Source organism: Bifidobacterium jacchi (genome assembly GCF_009078285.1).
In the GTDB taxonomy this organism is placed as follows: Bacteria; Actinomycetota; Actinomycetes; order Actinomycetales; family Bifidobacteriaceae; genus Bifidobacterium; species Bifidobacterium jacchi.
Genome location: NZ_RQSP01000001.1, coordinates 106,986 through 125,546, shown reverse-complemented (window position 1 = coordinate 125,546; position 18,561 = coordinate 106,986). Strand labels below are relative to the sequence as shown.

Sequence of the window (18,561 nt, the reverse complement as noted above, 5' to 3'; positions counted from 1 at the left end):
GGGAGGGAAAGGCATATCATAAAAGTGTCCATTCCTTCCCACGGAAAGGAGACGATGATGCCCGAGGAGAATGTGTTCATCATTGATGGGATCAAGACCCAATGGGACGACGACACGATGGTCGTCTCCGAATTGGGCTTCGACCGCACGGCGACATTGGACGATGATGGCAACATCCTGTCGTCCACGTTCGGCAAAGAGGGGGAGTCCTTCCTTCACCATTGGTTCGGCAAGATGAAGCCGATGATCGATGATTTCCGCGCCATCGACAGGGAATACACCAATGCCTGAGGTGTTCTTCCTCGCTGGATACACCATCTATTTCAGCACGTTGGATCGTGAGCATGGCGTGCACGTGCATGTGGCGCGGGGAAACCAGCGGGATATGGCCCGGTTCGTCCTACACGAGGATCGGACCGTGACGCTGGCCCATAATCATGGGAAAATCCCCGCCAAACACATCCGCCTGATTCAGGCGGCCCTCGTCAGAGGTTTCGACGAAGTCGTCGATGCCTGGACGAGATTATTCGGCGAGGATATTCACTTCGATCGGTGAGCGGTTACAACGCCTTGGCTGCGTTGGCCACGAAACGTTCCATGCCGTCGATCGGCACCACGTTGGTGAACCGCACTTCAGCGGTCTCAAGCCCGCGCAGCGCGGCCGGCGCGGTGGTGCCGGTCTCTCGCGAGAGCGCGTCCATGCAGTCGAAATCGGTGCCGGTCGCATCGAAGCCAAGCGACTCGTTCACCACGCGCGGGAACTTGTACGGGCTTGCCGTGGCGAGGATCACGCGCGGGGTGAGCGGATCGCGCGGCATCTGCTGCGCCACGAAATACGCGCATGCGGTATGCGGGTCGATGACGTAGCGGTTCGCCTCCCAACAGTCGGCGATCATCGCGCGCACCTGATCCTCGTTCGCCCAGCCGCAGCCGAACAGCTGGCGGATCTTGGCGAGCAGATCCTCGGGGATCTCGTACGTGCCCCAGTTCTTCAGATCGTTCATCAGCATCGAGATCAGTCGCGTGTCGCCCTCGGAGAAGTAGTACAGCATGCGCTCGAGGTTCGAGGAGACGAGGATGTCCATCGACGGCGAGATCGTCTGATAGAACGGGCGCTGACGGTTGTACGTGCCGGTGGTGAGGAAGTCGAACAGCACGTTGTTCTTGTCGGAGGCCACCACCAGATGCTTGACCGGCAGACCCAGCAGCTTGGCGTAGTAGCCGGCCAGAATGTCGCCGAAGTTGCCGGTCGGCACCACGAACTCCACCTCGTCGCCGACGTTGATGACCTGCTGCTCCAGCAGCTGCGCGTAGGCGGAGAAATAATAGACGACCTGCGGCACCAGACGCCCCACGTTGATTGAATTGGCGGAGGAAAGCACCGCATGCGAGTCGGCGGCGAGCTTCTCGGCGAGCTGCCTATCGCCGAAGATGCGCTTGACCGCGGACTGCGCGTCGTCGAAATTGCCCTCGACGGCGGCGACGTTCACATTCGAGCCGGCCTGCGTGGTCATCTGCAGCTCCTGGACCTGGCTCACCTTGCCTTGAGGGTAGAAGACGGTGATCGCGGTGCCCGGCGCATCCGCGAACCCGGCCAGCGCCGCCTTGCCGGTGTCACCCGAGGTGGCGGTCAGAATCATGATCTTCTCGGCTGAATCCCCGGCGCCGTCTCCGGTGCCGTCACCGCCATCGGCGGGCGTGGTGCGCGCCATGAACCGCGGCAGAATCTGCAGCGCCACATCCTTGAACGCGCAGGTCGGACCGTTGAACAGTTCGAGGATGTAGTCGTCGCCCAACGGCTTCAACGGCGTGATCCGCTCGTCGGACCATTGCGCGCCATAGGCTTCGGCGATGCAGGCCCTGAGCTCGTCCTCGCCGAAGTCGGGCAGCAGTGCATGCAGCACGTCGTAGGCGATGCTCTGATACGGGCGGCCGGCGAGATCCGCGATGTCCACCTTGGTCGAGCCGAGCGCGTCGGTCACGAACAGGCCGCCGTCGTCGGCGATGCCCTTGCGGATGGCCTGCTTGGAGGTCAGTGAGTCAGTGGTGCTGCGCGTGGAGTGGAAGGTGGTGGTCACGATGAATCCTTCAATCTGCCGGGAACTGGACGATAACGTTCAGTCTACCGTGGGCCGTGGGCGCGGACGCACGCGCTCCCGCATGATGAGTCGAGAAGAAGCGCCTGTTGCGTCCGGGGATGCGCTACCCTTGACTGGTATGAGCGATGAACTGAGTCCAGAGGTGTTCCAGACCGTGTGCGCGAAGGCCGATGCGGCCGGCGTCGCCCAGCGCCGGCTTGCGCGGGCGAACGCCGAATCCAAGAACGAACTCCTGAATGCGATCGCCGACGCGCTCGACTCGCATGCCGACCGGATCGCCGGTGCCAATGAGCTCGACATGATCGAGGCGCGCGAATCCGGCATGGACGCTGGCAAACTCGACCGGCTGCTGTTCGACGTGCCTCGTGTCGCCGCCGCCGCGATCGGCGTGCGTCACGTCGCCACACTGCCCGATCCGATCGGCGAGATCGTACGCGGCTACAATCTGCCCAATGGTCTGCGACTGACGCAGACGAGAGTGCCGATGGGCGTGATCGGCATGATCTACGAGGCAAGACCGAACGTCACCGTCGACGTGGCGAGCCTATGTCTCAAATCCGGCAACGCGGCCCTGCTGCGCGGCGGGCACGCGGCGGAGCGCACCAATGCGGCCACGCTCGCCGTCATTCGCGAAGCGCTCGGCGAACACGGCTTCGACCCGGCGCTCGTGGACACCGTCGACGAATACGGCCGCGACGGCGCCACCGCCATGATGGAGGCGCGCGGCCATATCGATGTGCTCGTGCCGCGCGGCGGAGCGGGACTCATCCAGGCGGTCGTGCGCAACTCGAAGGTGCCGGTGATCGAAACCGGCGCCGGCAACGTGCACATCTACGTCGACCGTTCCGCCGACCTCGACAAGGCCATCCCGATCATCCTCAATGCGAAGACGCAGCGCGTCGGCGTGTGCAACGCGGCCGAAAAGCTGCTGATCCACCGTGACGTGGCATCCGCCTACCTTCCGGCCATCGCCGCGGCGCTCGCCGAGGCCCGGGTCGAACTGCATGCGGATGAGGAGGCGTACGGCATCATCGATCAGGCCGCGATCGACGGCCTTGCCGCGGGGGAGGGACTGGTCGCCGCGACCGACGAGGATTGGGACACCGAGTATCTGGCGTTGACGATGGGCGTGAAGGTCGTCGATTCGATCGATGCGGCGATCGAGCACATCAACGCGCATTCGACCGGTCATACGGAATCGATCATCGCCGAGGACTACAGCGCGATCGAGGAGTTCACCGCGCGTATCGATTCGGCCGTCGTCATGGTCAACGCATCCACCCGATTCACCGACGGCGGCGTGTTCGGATTTGGTGCTGAACTGGGCATCTCCACCCAGAAGATGCACGCCCGCGGCCCGATGGGACTGCGCGAGATGACCACGACGAAATGGATCGGATACGGAAGCGGACAGGTGAGACGATGACGCAATCGCAGCAGACGCAACCCGGTACGGCACAGCCCGATGCGGCGTTCTTAGAGAATGCGGCGATGACTGGTGCGGCGATGAACGACGCGGAGCGGATCAATGCGGCGCAGGATCCTGCCGAAGCCGCGGCTTCGACCACGGTCTTCCCGCTTGCCGACAAGCCGCTCGCACCTCAGGTCGATACCGCCGACGTCCGCCTCGGTCTGCGCATTGCGGCCGAACGGCTCAGCATCGTCAGATACGTGTTCCTCGTGCAGATCGAGGACGGCATCGCCTCCGCAGCGCAGCGCGCCTCGCTCGAATACGCCGACGCGGTGCTCATCGGCTGGCCCGACGAGGATTCGCCGGAGGTGACCGATCTCGACCAGTCCCAGCTGGATGTCGTGCGCGAGCAGATCACGCTCATGGAGCAGTACATTCGCCGCTTCTCGACGATGGAGCGCGAGAACGACATCGACGGGATGACCGATACGCTGATTCGAGTTACCGAGCGCGTCGCCGAGGTGCGTCGTCTCTACCAGCCCGGATTCCTGCTGCCGACATTCGCCGAGATCCGGCGCGTCGTGCAGGAGGAATGGGACGAGGACATGGGCAAGATCGATCCGCAGGAAACCGATCCCACGGCCGATCAGATCGAACAGGAGACCGAACAGGCCGACGACGATGCCCAAGGTGGGGGCGACCACAGCGGCGCGCTGAGTGATGGCGCCCCAAGCGGCGGCATCCACAATGACAACACCCCCAGTGGCGGTTCGTACAGTGGTGGCGCGTCTGTCGGCGATCACAGGGAGGTCGTCCGGTGAACCCCAGCGACCGTGGCGAGTCGGCGAACGGGCCGCAGACCGCGTGGAGGCAGTCGCAGTCCGACGCCATGCCGGGCGAAACCCCTGCGGGAGGTGCCCGCCGCATGTCCGATCTGTCCGACGGCACCGGCAGCGTCCCTCTCGCATCGACGCCCGGCGCCGCCGCCAGACGCTCCACGAGGGGCAACTGGCATTCGACGCCGCGCATCGGCATCATGGGCGGCACGTTCGATCCCATTCACAACGGGCATCTGGTCGCCGCATCCGAAGTGGCGTGGGTCTATGACCTCGACGAGGTGATCTTCGTGCCCACCGGCCGGCCGGTCTTCAAGCTCGACAAGCACGTCACCAACGCCGAGGACCGCTATCTGATGACGGTGATCGCCACCGCGTCGAACCCGAAGTTCACGGTCTCGCGGGTCGATATCGATCGTCCGGGCGTCACGTACACGATCGACACGCTGCGCGACATCCGCACACAGCACCCCGAAGCCGAGCTGTTCTTCATCACCGGCGCCGACGCGGTGGCCGAGATCATGCAGTGGAAGGACGCCGAGCTGATGTGGGATCTTGCGCATTTCGTCGCGGTCACGCGGCCGGGGTATTCCTCCCCGTCCGGCGTGCGGCTTCCCGAGGGGCGCGTCGATTCGCTGGAGATTCCGGCGTTGGCGATCTCCTCGACGGATGTGCGGCGCCGCGCCGAGCATGGCGAGCCGGTGTGGTATCTCGTGCCGGACGGCGTGGTCCAATACATCGGCAAGCACGGACTGTACCGCTGATCTCGTACCGCTGGCTGCATCGCTGGATTCGCATCGTCGCTGATTGCGCATTGACACATTGACACTGATTGCGTATCGACACTGATTGTGCATCGCGCAGCGCGTCTCTGATTGCCGTGCAAGCCGACCCGCGACGCGGGCCGAAAGACGGTTCGTTCTTCAACGGATACGCCATTTTCCAACGCTTTTGCCTGAATGTTGTCTGGATGATTGCCATGATGTGAGCAGGGCGGTGGTGTCAGCAGAGCGGTGGTGCAGAACGGTGGTACGTGATGCAACAACCGGGGACTTCAGCTGTTTTCGTGGGTCAGATGATGGGGCACCGGAGAGGGGCGAGAGAGGGTCTTTGTTAGCGCAAGGATTTCTCGGAAAGATCGTTGAGTTCGTAAGATCTTTGCGCGAAGCGCTGTCCCGGCGCAAGGTTTTCTCGAGCTCAGGCGTTGTTTCGAGATTCTCTTGCGCGAATAGGAAACGGGACACACGGAAACGGGACACAGGACAAGGGATCGCCTTGTGACTAACTGTGTGACGATGTTCCGCGTGCGGGGCGGTTGACGGTACGAGGGGTGATGCTTCTCGTGCTGCGCAATGGCGTTGCCTGGGGAGCAAAGCGAGAGCTCGTTGCTTGCGTTTGCCCGCGTCCGCTTGCCCGTGCCTGCTTGTCACGCGACGCGTTTTTGTCCCTTTTTCACGCCGCGTGACAGGCGGTATTGTCACGCGGCGCAAAAATCCGCCTAAAACGCGTCGCGTGACAAATCGCTCTTGTGACAAACGGCGGAATTCCGCCATTATGCAAAGCGGTCTGATCCGGCTGGTTTCGGCGGCTTGTCACGCGACGCGAAAATGCGCGATTATTGCGCCGCGTGACAAGATCAGATGCCGAAGCAGACGGGCACCGGATCACGAGTGCCGGATCAGGGTGGCGCCGCAGCAGGCTGCTGCACAGTATTTGAGGCAGGCTGGGCACAGCGTTGCGTTCCACCCACCCGTGAGGTGGCCGGGCGACAAATCCAGCCGAGAGAAGTCGACTCCTTCGGTCATTTACGCGCCAGACCGCTAGGTGAATGCCGGGTGAACACGCGATGGGCGGCACGGTCTGCGTTGCCGGTTACTATGAGGGCAGTCACTTCAGCGAATCCGAACGTTTGGAGATATGGTGAGCGCAATCCTTGAAGGAAAGCCCGATAAGAACCTCATCCTGGTGACCGGTCGTACCCATCCCAAGCTCGCGGCGGATGTCGCCGAGCAGCTGGGCATCGATATTCTGGAAACCACTGCATATGATTTCGCGAACGGCGAGATGTACGTGCGATACACCGAATCGGTGCGTGGCGCCGACGTGTTCGTGCTGCAGCCCCATGCATACCCGGTGAACAAGTCGATCATGGAACAGCTCATCATGATCGACGCGCTCAAGCGCGCCTCGGCCCGCTCCATCACCGCCGTGTGCCCGTTGCTGGGCTATTCGCGTCAGGACAAGAAGCACCGTGGCCGTGAGCCCATCTCCTGCCGTCTGGTGTTCGATCTGCTCAAGACCGCCGGTGCGGACCGCATCATGAGCGTCGATCTGCATGCCGCGCAGTCGCAGGGATTCTTCGATGGCCCGGTCGACCATCTCATCGCCATGCCGGTGCTGGTGGACTACATTCGCGACCGGTTCTCGAATCAGCTGGACAACGTCACCGTCGTCTCTCCCGATGCCGGCCGCATCCGTGTGGCCGAGCAGTGGGCGCAGCGTCTCGGCGGCGGCCCGCTCGCCTTCGTGCACAAGACGCGCGACATCACCCGTCCGAACAAGGCGGTCGCCAACCGCGTCGTCGGCGATGTCGCCGGCAAGGACTGCGTGCTGGTCGACGATCTGATCGATACGGCCGGCACCATTGCGGGCGCATGCCATGTGCTTGACGAGGCGGGGGCGAAGTCGGTCACCGTGGTCGCCACGCACGGCGTGCTCTCCGGTCCGGCCGTCGAACGTCTCAAGGAGTGCGGCGCGCGCGAGGTGGTGCTCACCGATACCGTGCCGATTCCCGAGGAGAAGCGCTGGGACGGTCTCACGGTGCTGTCGATCGCGCCGCTGCTTGCCAGCGCCATTCAGGCCGTGTTCGAGGACGGCTCCGTCGCCCGTCTGTTCGAGACGTACCCCGAGCATCACGGTCAGGGCTTCCTGTTCGCCTGAGATGGTCCCTGACATGGTCGCTGTAGGCATTGCCTGAGATGCCGCAGACGGTATCACAGACGGTATTACTGTCGGTATTACAGATTTCGCCCGCGTCGGTCATTCGGCGCGGGCGAAATCATATTGAATGGGCCGATTGGGTGAGCTTTGCCAGCCAGGTTTGCCGACGAAGCTCAGTCGTCGAACGGATGCTCCCATGCCGGCGTATCGGCCTCGGCGGGGCCATGATCGTAATCCGCCAGCCTCCAGCGCAATGGATGGCCGGGCAGCTCAAGAGGCGTCAGTCGAGCCCAGTGCGCGTTGCGCATGGACACCAGTCCGGCATAGTCGGGCTGGGCGAGATTCATGCCGGTCAGCGTCTGCAGGGTCTGCGAGATCCATGCGCCGTGCGAAAACACATACAGATCGGTGTGTTCGTCGCCGCGAGCCGCCCAATCGGTCAGGGCCGCAACGCCGCGAGCGCCGACGTGCGCCTTGGGTTCGGCGCCATGGTTGAGCTCGCCGCCCCGGAATTCTGCCCACGACCGGTAATCCTGCGGGTACTGCTTGGCCAGATCGGCGAGAATACGCCCCTCCCACTGGCCGAAGCTGCGCTCGCGCACCCGCTCATCGAGATGCACGTCAAGACCGAAGCGATCGGCGAACGCATGAGCGGTCTGGCTCGCCCGGCTCAGGTCCGACGAGACGACGATGCGATCGGTGACACTCGGCATGCCGTCCACATACAGCCGGGTCAGGGCGTCGGCCGTGCGTTGCGCCTGCCAGCGACCGGTTTCGTCCAGTTCGATGTCGATCTGCCCCTGAAACCGGTGCTGTGCATTGTACGCGGTGCGACCGTGACGCACCACGATGATCGCATGGACGTGCGTCATGATTGCACCGGGGATTCCACGGATACGGATTGCTGGGCGGTCGGGTCGGTGTCGTCGTTGGCGGCTGCATCGCCTGATTCGGTGGCCGACGGTTCGGGATGCGCCAATTCCAGATCGATGGTCGGGCAGTCCTTCCAGAGTCGTTCGAGACCGTAGAAGTCGCGGGACTCGCGATGCATGACGTGGATGATGAAGTCGCCGTAGTCGAGCAGCACCCACTGCCCCTCGGTCAGTCCCTCGCGCGAGCGCGGCTGGCGGCGATCGCATTTGAGATAGAGGTCCTTTTCGATCTCCTCGGCGACCGCGAGCACCTGGCGCTCGTTGAGCGCGGTCGCGATCATCATGATGTCGGTGATGGCGAGCGGTTCGGTCACGTCGAAGGCGATGATGTCGGTGGCCTTCATACGGTCGGCCGCCGCTGCGGCGATGCGGATGGCGTCGATGGAACTTTGCAGTGCAGGCATGATTCAGCGCTCCCAGGCGGGCTTCCAGCCCTCGATGATGTGTTCAGTGTTTTCCGAATAGGCCATGGAATCCTCGGGCACGGCATGGCGGATCACCGATCCCGCGCCGGTGGTGACCCCGTCGCCCACCTCGACCGGTGCGACGAACAGGTTGCCGGCTCCCACATGCACGTTGGAGCCGATCTCGGTGTGGTTCTTGTGCACGCCGTCGTAGTTGGCGGTGATCGTGCCGCCGCCGATGTTGGTGTGCTCTCCCAGCGTCGCGTCGCCCACATAGCTCAGATGGGGGACCTTGGTGCCGTTGCCGATCGTGGCCTTCTTCATCTCGACGTAGGCGCCGGCCTTCGTGTCCTCGCCCAGATCGTTGCCGGGACGCAGATACGTCCACGGGCCGATGGCCGCGCCACGCCCGATATGCGATTCCTGCACCCGGGCGCGCTCCACCACGGCATCGGCGTCGATCGTCGCGTCGATGAGCGTGGTGTACGGCCCTACGACCGCGCCTTCGCCGACGGTGGTGCGCCCCTTGAGGAAGCACCCGGGGAGCACCGTGACATCGCGCGACAGCACGACGTCGTCCTCGATCCACGTGGTCGCCGGATCGAGAATGGTCACGCCCTCAAGCATCCAATGCTCGCAGACGCGGCGATTGTGCTCGCGCGACAGCTCGGCGAGCTGCACGCGATCGTTGACGCCTTCCACGCTCAGCGGATCCGGCGCGGCGAACGCGCCGACCGTTCCCGAGGATTTGGCGGATTCCAACGCGTCGGTCAGATAGAACTCGCCCTGCGCATTGTTGTTCGTCAGACCCGCGATGGCCTGCGTGAGCACCTGGGCGTCGAAGACGTAGACCGAGGTGTTCACCTCGTGCACGGCAAGCTCGCTGCGGTTCGCGTCGCGCTGCTCGACGATGCGCAGCACATGGCCTTCGCGGTCCCGGATGATGCGGCCGTACCCGGTGGGATCGTCCAGCACGGTCGTCAGCACGGTCGCCCCGTTGCCGCTGGTCTCGTGGAAGGCGACGAGCGCGCGCAGCGTGCCGGGATCGAGCAGCGGCATGTCGGATGCCGCGATGAGCACGGGGCCGTTCAGCTTGCCCTCCTGCTGCAGCTGCGCCATCGCGCACTGCACGGCGCGTCCGGTGCCGGGAATGTCGTCCTGATGGACGATTTCGACATCCGGCCGATACGAGCGCGCGGCCTCGGCCACGCGCTGCGCCTGATAGTGGACCACGACCGCAAGCGTGCTGGGGGCGAGCGCCGAGACCGAGGCCATCACTCGTTCAAGAAAGGTCTTGCCGGCGAAGGTGTGCAGCACCTTCGGCCTGTTGGAACGCATGCGGGTGCCCTCGCCTGCGGCGAGAATGATTGCGGCGGACAATGCCATATGGAAAACTCCCATTCTGTCATGTTGCGGGCGCGGTCGCCTTCGCGCCGGGCCCGCGCGCCCGCGAGGCTCGGCCGATGCGAAAACGAAAGACGCCCGGTCCGTTCGCGCAGGGCGCTGGACGGCCGGGCGCCATCGCGGGTTCCCCCACCTGGACTCGAACCAAGACAAAGGGTTCCAAAGACCCGTGTGCTGCCATTACACCATGGGGGAGCGGCGGCTTGCGATTCCGCCAAGCCTTCATTATGCCATACCGAGGCCGTTCGTCAAGAGGCGAGCGACACGGTACCGCCATGACGGCGATGTGGGCAATGAGGGACTCGAACCCCCGACATCCACCGTGTAAAGGTGGCGCTCTAACCAACTGAGCTAATTGCCCGTGCGACTTGCAGCCATACTACTCTAACGCATGGTGGAGTCCCGGCGCGTCGGACGGAGCGTCGCAGACCCGACGGACGATGCGTCAACAGGCTCGCCAGACGGCTCGACAGGCGTGTCGGCGGCATTCCGCGCATGGGTGAAAACCGTGGCCGAGCCCGGTCGATGCATCATCCGCGCGGTCTGAGAAAACGTCCGTGGCCGCGCGTCCGTCGCAAGTGCAACGTAAAGTTGAGCCGTTGATACTATCCGTAGGAGGTCGATAGCCGATGGCGCAGGAACCTGAAGACGAACGGAACGGTGCGTCCATAGCTCGCGCAGGCAAGCGCAAATGGGGATATGACCCCGAACAGGTGGACGCGTTTCTGGAACGTGCCCATGCCCTGTACGAGGCCGAAGGGGTTCGGCTCACCCAACGGGACATTCAGAACGTATCCTTCGATCTGACCAAGAACGGCTACGACATCGCGCAGGTGGATGCCGCCCTCGCCAGACTGGAGCGAGCGGTCGTCGACAAGCAGACCACATGGGAGATCGGCGAGCATGGCCGCGTGGCGTGGAAGGCCCAGACCGAGGAGCTGTATCGTCAGATCGCCGAGCATGCGAGTCGTGAGGCGGGCCAGCGGTTCCAGGACGGCAAGAAGAAGCATCCCTCATACGATCGCAAGCAGGTCGATCGTCTGGTCGACCAGATCGTCGACAAGGCGGCGGCCGAACTGGGAATCGACGGCATGCGCGTCGAAGACGCCAAGGCGCTGGTCGATCTCAACTCGAACACCGTGACCAATGTCGTGTTCACCCAGCGCAACGGCACCCGCGGCTACGACGAGCGGCAGGTGGACTACTTCCTGTATGCGTGCGTGCAGCTGCTGAGCCGCATCGAATCATATGCGCGCGTCGCCGACTACGTTGAAGGCGATGCGGCCTCGAATGCGGAGGCGGCTCGTGGGTCCGTGCCTTCGGACGTCTCCTCGCTGTTCTCCGCCCACGCCGGTCACGTCATCGATCATGATTCCGCTGATGCCGGCTCCGCGATGCCTCGCTCGTACGCGCCCGCGGCATCATCGGCATCGTTCGACGCGCTGCACAAAGCGGAGCAGGCGATCTTCGCGGCTCCCTCGGCGACATCGCCGGTGGCGCCCGCCGCGCCGATCTCCCCGGCTCCGCAGGTGCCCAGTCCGCTGCCGTTCTCGCCGAGCGCATCGGCGGACGCCTCGTTCGCCCAGCCGAACGACGATGATCATCATGATGCCGCGAACGGCGAACAGGCTCCGGCAGCCGCCAGCTCATCGCTGGCGCGTCTGGCCAATCTCGCCGCCTCCGCGGCACCGGTCGAGCCGGTCGCATCCGTCGCGCCGACGGATTCCGAGCTTCGCTCCCCGTTCCCGGTGCAGTCGCAGTCGAGCGGCGAGGCGATGCCGGTTTCGTTCGCCCCGGCGGTCAAGCCGCAGCACGAGACGATCGCGGTCGCGCAGGAGCCGACTCCGCTTTCCCAGCAGACCCAGGCATGGAGCATACCCGTCGCCGAGTCGCAATCCGACTTCGCCGTGGCGCAGCCCACCTCAGCTGCGCCGCAGTACGAGCCGGCCGCAACGCAGTATGCGCAGCCCGCCGCGGCCCGCGCCACGCAGTTCGCCCAGCCGGCCCAGTCTGCCCAGCCATTCCAGACAACCCAGTCTGAACCGGCCGCAGCGAGCGAACAGCCGGCCGCATACCGGCCGTTCGCGGCTCCCCAGAGCCAGAGCGCGGTCAATGGCAACGCCAGCGCCTACGATGCCGCGCATCATGGCAGCGGCGACGCCGACAGCAAGACGAATGGCGGCTCCGACGTCAACGACGAGCAGCGATGGCCGTCCATCGACTCGTCGTTCCAGTCCCTGTTCGCCAACAACGAACAAAGCCTCAACCTCGACATTCCGGACCTTTCGTTCCCGTCGCTGTATTCGGACGGATCCGATGCCGACCATTCCGGGAAGAAGCAGCAGTGAGCAATCAGCAATCCACCGTCGTCGTACTTGGTTCCACCGGGTCGATCGGCACGCAGGGACTTGACGTCATCGAGCGTCACTCCGACCTGTTCACCGTTGTCGGCCTTGCCGCCGGGGGTGCGCATGTGGCATTGCTCGCCCGTCAGGCCGCGCGCTTTCACGTGCCGCAGGTCGCGGTGAGCGATCCGAGCGTCGTCACGGCATTGCGCGAGGCGTTGGATGCGCTCGGTGCCAGGAACACCGTCATCCAGGCCGGTGCGGACGCGGTCGTGGCATTGGCCGGGTGCGGCGCGCGCGTCGTGCTCAACGGCATCACCGGGTCCATCGGTCTTGAGCCGTCCATCGCCGCACTGCGCGCCGGTTCGCAGCTCGCGCTCGCCAACAAGGAATCGGTCGTGGCGGGCGGTCATCTGCTGTTCGGCGCCCAGGTGCGCGATCATCAGATCAATCCGGTGGATTCCGAGCATTCCGCCATCTGGCAGTCGCTGCGTTCCGGCACGCACGACGAGGTGTCCAAGCTGATCGTCACTGCGTCCGGCGGACCGTTCCGCGGCATGAAGCGCGAGCAGATGCGCGACATCACTCCGGAGCGCGCGCTTAATCACCCCACCTGGCATATGGGACCGGTCGTCACCATCAACTCGTCCACGATGATGAACAAGGGTCTGGAGGTCATCGAGGCGAGTCGCCTGTTCGACATCCCGCCGGAGCGCATCGAAGTGACCGTCCACCCGCAGTCCATCGTCCATTCGATGGTCGAATTTCGCGACGGCGCCACCATCTGCCAGGCGTCGCCGCCCGACATGCGTCTGCCGATCGCGCTCGGCCTGTCCGCTCCCGTTCGCCTAGGCGATGTCGCTGCGGCATGCGACTGGACCAAAGCCGCCGAATGGACGTTCGAGCCGCTCGACGACGAGGCGTTCCCCGCCGTCTCGCTCGCCCGGCACTGCCTGACCGCCTCAGAAAAGCACACGGCGGTGCTCAACGCCGCCAACGAACAGGCCGTCCACGCCTTCCTCGACCATCGTCTGAGCTATCTGGGCATCGTCGACACCGTCAAGGAGGTGCTCGACGAGATGGATGCCGAGCTGCGCGGCGATCCGCTGTTCGAGAACGTGGAGGAAATGGGCCGAATCGAACGTGAGGCCCGCAGACGTGCCGACGACCTGATAGACAGACAATAGGCCGTGTAGGCGGCGGCACCGGCGGCCAGACAGGCATCCGGGCCGGCAGCCGTGCGGCGCAAGCCGTACATCAACGGACCAAGCAGGCAGCAGCCGAATCGATGTCAACGGGCCGGGCATTCGTCGCCGGCCCGTAACCATGTCGCGTGGGGGAACGAATCAGATCATGACTCCGTCGAATGTCGAACCATCAGTCGAAAAGCCGTTCCGCAAGACCGGGGATGCGGCCATCAGCGAATCGCCGCTGCACCCGCGGCGCAAGTCCCGCCGCATCATGGTGGGACCGGTCCCGGTCGGCGGTGGCGCGCCCATCTCCGTACAGTCGATGACCAATACGCTCACCGCGAACGTCGGCGCCACGCTCCAGCAGATCGCCGAGCTCACGGCCGCCGGATGCGACATCGTGCGCGTCGCCGTGCCCAGCCAGGACGACGCCGACGCACTGCCCGAGATCGTGCGCAAATCGCCGATACCGGTCATCGCCGACATCCACTTCCAGTCGAAATACGTGTTCCAGGCCATCGACGCCGGCTGCGCGGCGGTGCGCGTCAACCCCGGCAACATCCGCAAGTTCGACTCCGTCGGCCCCGACATCTGCAAGGCGGCGACCGACGCGGGCATCTCCCTGCGCATCGGCGTGAACGCCGGTTCGCTCGACAAGGAGCTGTACGCCAAATACGGCGGCCCCACGCCCGAGGCGCTGGTCGCCTCCGCGCTCAAGGAGGCCCACATGTTCGAGGACGTCGGCTTCCATGACTTCAAGATCTCGGTCAAGCACCACGACGTGATCACCATGGTCCAGACCTATCGTCTGCTCGCATCGAAGGGCGACTGGCCGCTGCATCTCGGCGTCACCGAGGCTGGTCCCGCCTGGCAGGGCACCATCAAGTCGTGTCTGGCGTTCGGCGCGCTGCTCGCCGAGGGCATCGGCGACACGATTCGCGTGTCGCTGTCCGCGCCGCCGGTCGAGGAGGTGAAGGTCGGCTGCAAGCTGCTTGAATACATGGGATTGCGCCAACGCAAGTTCGATATCATCTCGTGCCCGAGCTGCGGCCGTGCGCAGGTGGACGTGATCCAGCTCGCCAACGCGGTGACCGAAGGACTCAAGAACGTCACCGCGCCCATTCGCGTCGCGGTCATGGGCTGCATCGTCAACGGCCCCGGCGAGGCGCGCGAGGCCGATCTGGGCGTGGCGTCCGGCAATGGCAAGGGACAGATCTTCATCAAGGGCAAGGTCGTCGAGACCGTGCCCGAGGATCGCATCGTGGAGACGCTGCTCACCCGAGCCAACGACATGGCCGAGCAGATGGAGCAGGCCGGTCAGGTGCCGGTCGGCTCGACCGGCCCAGTGGTCATTCCGATCCAGCATCCGAACCGCTGACCCCGAATCCCATATGCCGTAGAGCCGCCGACGGGATGGGCTCGATCTACAATGAACCGCATGTCACAGCAGCAGCATGATCGCGAGGTCGTTCCCGAGCCCGAGGACAATGCTCCCGAATATGCTCCGTGGAGCCGCAGCCGTCGCCTCATGCTGAACATCCCGATCTTCGTCATCCTCATCGGACTGCTGGTCTACATATCCAACGCGACCGCGGTGCCGTGGAACAACGAGCCCACCGGTCAGACGATCGCCGCACTGGATGCGGACACGAGCGTCACGTTCGCCGCCAAGGGTCACGGCACCGCCGAACTCGCCGCAGCCGGGCGCTACCGGGTCGTCACCACGGTCGAATCCGTCGACTCCACGCGGCCGTCCACGGGCGAAACGCAGCGCGTCACCGTGGTCGTGCGCCGGCCGGACACCGCACAAACCGGGCTGCCGGGCGTCGTGTTCATGCATGGTGCCGGTCAGGGCACCGCCTTCGATTCGTTCGGCGACATCGCCGAGGACATGGCGTCGGCCGGATTCGTCACCGCGGTCCTCGACAAGCCCTCGTGGAGCACCGAGGTGTTCAATCGCGACTATGAGGGTTCGGCGGCCGCCTACGATCAGGTGGTCGATCTGCTGCGCCGCATGCCGCAGGTGGCCGATGCCAAGGTCGGCATCTACGCCACCTCCGAATCCACGTGGATCTCCGCCTATCTGTTGGATCGCGACCCGCGGATCGCGTTTCAGGTGCTGCTGAGCCCCATGGTGTTCCCGATGCGTCAGGCGCTGGGATTCCTCGCCGCGCAGGACTTCGCGCTCGTCGGCGCGAACGACGGCTATCAGTCGATCGTGCGTCGTGCGTTCAACGCCGACGTCTCGGCGTTCGACCTGCCCAACGTCGACATCGATACGCTCCGGCCCGCCACCTACGATATTCCCACGTTCGTGGGCTACGGCGCGAAGGACGTGATGACCGCCCAGGTCGAGGGCGCCGAGGCGATACTCGACATGGCCCATCGCGCGGGCAACTGGGATGTGACGATTCGCGGCTATCCGGTGGCCAATCATGTGCTGCGGCTTGCGCAGGATTCGCAGGCCGGCACGCAGTTCGCCGACGAGTATGTTCGTGACGTGATCGCATGGGTGTCCGGCGTCACGCAGGGCCTTGAGCAGACCAGCGAGCGCGTCGCCGGGTCGACGCTCTATCAGTCCATTCCGGTGCCCAAGGAGCTCAGGGCCAAGCCCGCGCTCACCTGGTATGGTCTGGTGCTGCACGGCGCCATGCTCGTCATGCTGCTTGCGGCGCTCGTCATGGCGTCGGCGGCGCTGGCGCTTCGCATCCGCGGCCGCATCGTCGGCCGGCCGTTCAGGCTGGGATTCACCTACGGATTCGGTCGTATGCTGCTGACGTTGACGCTGACGACGATCGGCGTGCTGCTGCTGTTCGCCGCGGGCATCGCGCAGGTCGTCATGGCCGTGGTCAATCTGGCGTGGGGAGGCGCGCCTGACGACCATCCCGGGCTCATGCAGTGGAGTTGGCCGGTCATCCAAGGCGTGTGCACGCTGGTCGTATGGGCATGGTCGCGGCTGCTGGCGCGTCTGATCGAAGTGGCGACCGGCCGCGGCATCATGCGGCTGCCTCCGCGCACGGATTCGATTCGCGGGGTCGTCAGCGGGCGGGAGCCGGTGCTGGCGACCACCAGATTCGCGCGCATCCTGTTCTGGGTCGTCGCGACGGCGATGTTTCTGGTATTGCTCATGTTCGCGTTCTGGGGATTGTTCATATATTGACGTTTGCTTTATTGAATTGGTGTTGATATTGGTGTTGATATTGGCGTTGATGATGACGGGGGAGGGGCGGCGTGCCGCTGTATCGTGACGAAGGCGTGGTGCTGCGCACCGCCGATCTCGGCGAGGCCGACCGCATCATCACGATGCTGACCCGCGACCACGGCAAGATTCGTGCCGTGGCGAGAGGCGTGCGTCGGCTCAAATCCCGATTCGGCGGCCGCCTGGAGCCGTTCATGCGCGTCGATGCGCTGGTGGCGACCGGACGCACCTTCGACGTGATCTCCCAGGTCGATTCGATCGCCGCCTATGCCTCGTCGATCGGCGGCGACTATGCGCTGTACACCGCGGCGAACGTCATCGCCGAGGCGGCGGACCGACTGATCGGCGCGGAGCACGAACGGGCGACGGCGCAGTACCGGCTGCTGATCGGCGCACTGGCCGCGCTGTCGCGGCGCGCGCATGATCCGGTGTGCATCGGAGACTCGTATGTGATGCGCGCGCTTGCGCTGGCGGGATGGATGCCGAGGCTCGCCTCCTGCGTGATGTGCGGAGAGCCGATCGGCTCGCCCGCGTTCCTGTCGGTCTCCTCCGGCGGCGTGATGTGCGTCTCGGATCGAGCCGCCGACGCGCATCGGGTGGATGCCGGCACGCTGGCGGCCTTCCGGGCGCTCGTCGACGGCGACTGGCGCGTATTGGACGGCGGCCCGCTGCCGTCTGCGGCGCATCGTCTGGTGGAGGAGTGGAGCGAATACTACCTGGAACGTCCGATTCGTTCACTGCGCTTGCTAGATTAGCGGTTATGGCTTTTGAGAACGTCGACTACACGTCGCTGAGCATTCCCGCGGCGCCTTTTTCCGACCCGTCCATCATCCCTGATTTTCCGAAGAACAAGGTGCCACGCCATGTGGGCGTCATCATGGACGGCAATGGGCGCTGGGCCAAGCAGCGCGGCATGGTCCGCACGAACGGGCATCAGGCCGCCGAGCCTGTCGTGTTCGACACGATCGCCGGTGCGATCGAGGCGGGCGTGCGGTATCTGTCGCTTTACACGTTCTCGACCGAGAATTGGAAGCGCAGCCCGCAGGAGGTGCGTTTTCTGATGGGATTCTCGCGTGAGATCATCCATCGTCGCGTCGCGCAGATGGATGACTGGGGCGTGCGCGTGCGCTGGTCGGGCCGGCGGCCGAAGCTGTGGAAGTCGGTGATCGACGAGCTTGAGGTCGCGATGGAACGCACGAAGCACAACAAGGTCATCGACGTGGTGTTCTGCATCAACTACGGCGGTCGCGCCGAACTCGCGGACGCGTGCGCCGCGATTGCGCGCGACGTGCGCGACGGGCGCATCTCCGGCGATCGCGTGACCGAGAAGATGATCGCCGATCACCTGTACAATCCGGACATCCCCGACTGCGATCTGGTGATTCGCACGTCGGGCGAGCAGCGTACGAGCAACTTCCTGCCATGGCAGGCCGCCTATGCCGAGCTTGACTTCGTTCCCGAACTGTTCCCCGACTGCGGCCGCGAGGTGCTGTGGCGGTCGATCGACCACTACATCCATCGCGATCGCCGCTTCGGCAACGCCAAGTAGGCCGATCGATCGCCGGCATCAGCCGTAGCTGACGGTCAGCATGCGCGCCGGCGCGTCATAGCTGATCGATGGGTCGCCGCTGGCAGTGTCGTATTCATCGGGATAGTTCGGCGGGCGCACGCTGATCAGTCGGATGTACATGCCGTCGATGGCCAGATCGGCGACGTACAGCTTGCGCTGCACATAGCAGGGAATCGCGATCGTGCGGCGCAATCCGATGGGCCATGCGATCCAGTCGGCCGGCGTGTAGAT

At 64.6% G+C, this 18,561-nt stretch carries 16 protein-coding genes, 2 tRNA genes and 1 pseudogene; 12 read left to right on the top strand and 7 right to left on the bottom strand.

The features are described from left to right. Positions 1-57: 57 nt before the first annotated feature. Both EHS19_RS00525 and EHS19_RS00520 read left to right on the top strand, forming a co-directional pair. The gene (locus tag EHS19_RS00525; protein WP_151915842.1) at positions 58-291 is read left to right on the top strand and encodes a hypothetical protein; all 234 of its coding nucleotides are present in this window, start codon (positions 58-60) and stop codon (positions 289-291) included. Further along, positions 284-556, top strand: coding sequence for a DUF4160 domain-containing protein (locus EHS19_RS00520; protein ID WP_175578213.1), 273 nt, complete (start codon positions 284-286; stop codon positions 554-556). Before EHS19_RS00525 ends, EHS19_RS00520 begins: the two co-directional genes overlap by 8 nt. A gap of 4 nt (positions 557-560) precedes the next feature. On the opposite strand, the gene thrC is transcribed toward EHS19_RS00520, so the two are convergent. Then, complete coding sequence (thrC, locus tag EHS19_RS00515) at positions 561-2,078, bottom strand: threonine synthase (RefSeq protein ID WP_151915840.1); 1,518 nt, start codon at positions 2,076-2,078, stop codon at positions 561-563. A 139-nt stretch (positions 2,079-2,217) separates the two neighbouring features. Between thrC and EHS19_RS00510 the strand changes: the two genes are divergently transcribed. From EHS19_RS00510 to EHS19_RS00495, 4 genes and pseudogenes are all read left to right on the top strand, one after another. Then, on the top strand, positions 2,218-3,525 hold the full coding sequence (locus EHS19_RS00510) for a glutamate-5-semialdehyde dehydrogenase (protein WP_151915839.1): 1,308 nt from the start codon (positions 2,218-2,220) through the stop codon (positions 3,523-3,525). A gap of 80 nt (positions 3,526-3,605) precedes the next feature. After that, positions 3,606-4,205: pseudogene (locus EHS19_RS00505) on the top strand (phosphoribosylglycinamide synthetase); the annotation flags it as partial. 230 nt (positions 4,206-4,435) lie between these two features. Then, positions 4,436-5,110, top strand: coding sequence for a nicotinate-nucleotide adenylyltransferase (gene nadD, locus EHS19_RS00500; protein ID WP_241676988.1), 675 nt, complete (start codon positions 4,436-4,438; stop codon positions 5,108-5,110). Between the two features lie 1,153 nt (positions 5,111-6,263). Then, positions 6,264-7,286, top strand: coding sequence for a ribose-phosphate diphosphokinase (locus EHS19_RS00495; protein WP_151915838.1), 1,023 nt, complete (start codon positions 6,264-6,266; stop codon positions 7,284-7,286). A 173-nt stretch (positions 7,287-7,459) separates the two neighbouring features. On the opposite strand, the gene EHS19_RS00490 is transcribed toward EHS19_RS00495, so the two are convergent. The 5 genes from EHS19_RS00490 to EHS19_RS00470 all read right to left on the bottom strand — a co-directional run bounded on the left by EHS19_RS00490 (position 7,460) and on the right by EHS19_RS00470 (position 10,387). Further along, positions 7,460-8,158 (bottom strand): histidine phosphatase family protein, encoded by a 699-nt coding sequence (locus EHS19_RS00490; RefSeq protein WP_151915837.1) that lies wholly within the window; start codon positions 8,156-8,158, stop codon positions 7,460-7,462. Then, positions 8,155-8,622: a ribosome silencing factor gene (gene rsfS, locus EHS19_RS00485; protein ID WP_151915836.1), complete on the bottom strand. Its 468-nt coding sequence runs from the start codon at positions 8,620-8,622 to the stop codon at positions 8,155-8,157. The genes EHS19_RS00490 and rsfS overlap by 4 nt, the downstream gene beginning before the upstream one ends. Before the next feature lie 3 nt (positions 8,623-8,625). Further along, positions 8,626-10,008: a bifunctional UDP-N-acetylglucosamine diphosphorylase/glucosamine-1-phosphate N-acetyltransferase GlmU gene (gene glmU, locus EHS19_RS00480; RefSeq protein ID WP_151915835.1), complete on the bottom strand. Its 1,383-nt coding sequence runs from the start codon at positions 10,006-10,008 to the stop codon at positions 8,626-8,628. A gap of 142 nt (positions 10,009-10,150) precedes the next feature. Then, positions 10,151-10,221 (bottom strand) — tRNA-Gln (locus EHS19_RS00475). A gap of 92 nt (positions 10,222-10,313) precedes the next feature. Next, a tRNA-Val gene (locus EHS19_RS00470) sits at positions 10,314-10,387 on the bottom strand. A gap of 268 nt (positions 10,388-10,655) precedes the next feature. Between EHS19_RS00470 and EHS19_RS00465 the strand changes: the two genes are divergently transcribed. The 6 genes from EHS19_RS00465 (at position 10,656) to EHS19_RS00440 (ending at position 18,309) form a co-directional block, all read left to right on the top strand. Further along, entirely contained in the window at positions 10,656-12,374 is a 1,719-nt protein-coding gene (locus EHS19_RS00465) for a DivIVA domain-containing protein (protein ID WP_151915834.1), read from the top strand. Then, positions 12,371-13,558 carry a 1-deoxy-D-xylulose-5-phosphate reductoisomerase gene (dxr, locus tag EHS19_RS00460; protein WP_151915833.1) on the top strand — a complete coding sequence of 396 codons (1,188 nt, stop codon included), beginning with the start codon at positions 12,371-12,373 and terminating at the stop codon, positions 13,556-13,558. The genes EHS19_RS00465 and dxr overlap by 4 nt, the downstream gene beginning before the upstream one ends. 166 nt (positions 13,559-13,724) lie before the next feature. Continuing rightward, positions 13,725-14,939, top strand: coding sequence for a flavodoxin-dependent (E)-4-hydroxy-3-methylbut-2-enyl-diphosphate synthase (ispG, locus tag EHS19_RS00455; RefSeq protein WP_151915832.1), 1,215 nt, complete (start codon positions 13,725-13,727; stop codon positions 14,937-14,939). Between the two features lie 150 nt (positions 14,940-15,089). Further along, positions 15,090-16,721, top strand: coding sequence for an alpha/beta hydrolase (locus tag EHS19_RS00450; protein WP_151915877.1), 1,632 nt, complete (start codon positions 15,090-15,092; stop codon positions 16,719-16,721). A 71-nt stretch (positions 16,722-16,792) separates the two neighbouring features. Next, positions 16,793-17,515 (top strand): DNA repair protein RecO, encoded by a 723-nt coding sequence (gene recO, locus EHS19_RS00445; protein ID WP_151915831.1) that lies wholly within the window; start codon positions 16,793-16,795, stop codon positions 17,513-17,515. Between the two features lie 5 nt (positions 17,516-17,520). Continuing rightward, on the top strand, positions 17,521-18,309 hold the full coding sequence (locus EHS19_RS00440; protein WP_151915830.1) for an isoprenyl transferase: 789 nt from the start codon (positions 17,521-17,523) through the stop codon (positions 18,307-18,309). A gap of 18 nt (positions 18,310-18,327) precedes the next feature. Here the strand turns inward: EHS19_RS00440 and EHS19_RS10605 are convergent. Then, positions 18,328-18,561 (bottom strand): hypothetical protein (locus EHS19_RS10605; RefSeq protein WP_175578212.1); only part of this gene is annotated, 234 nt, incomplete at its 5' end.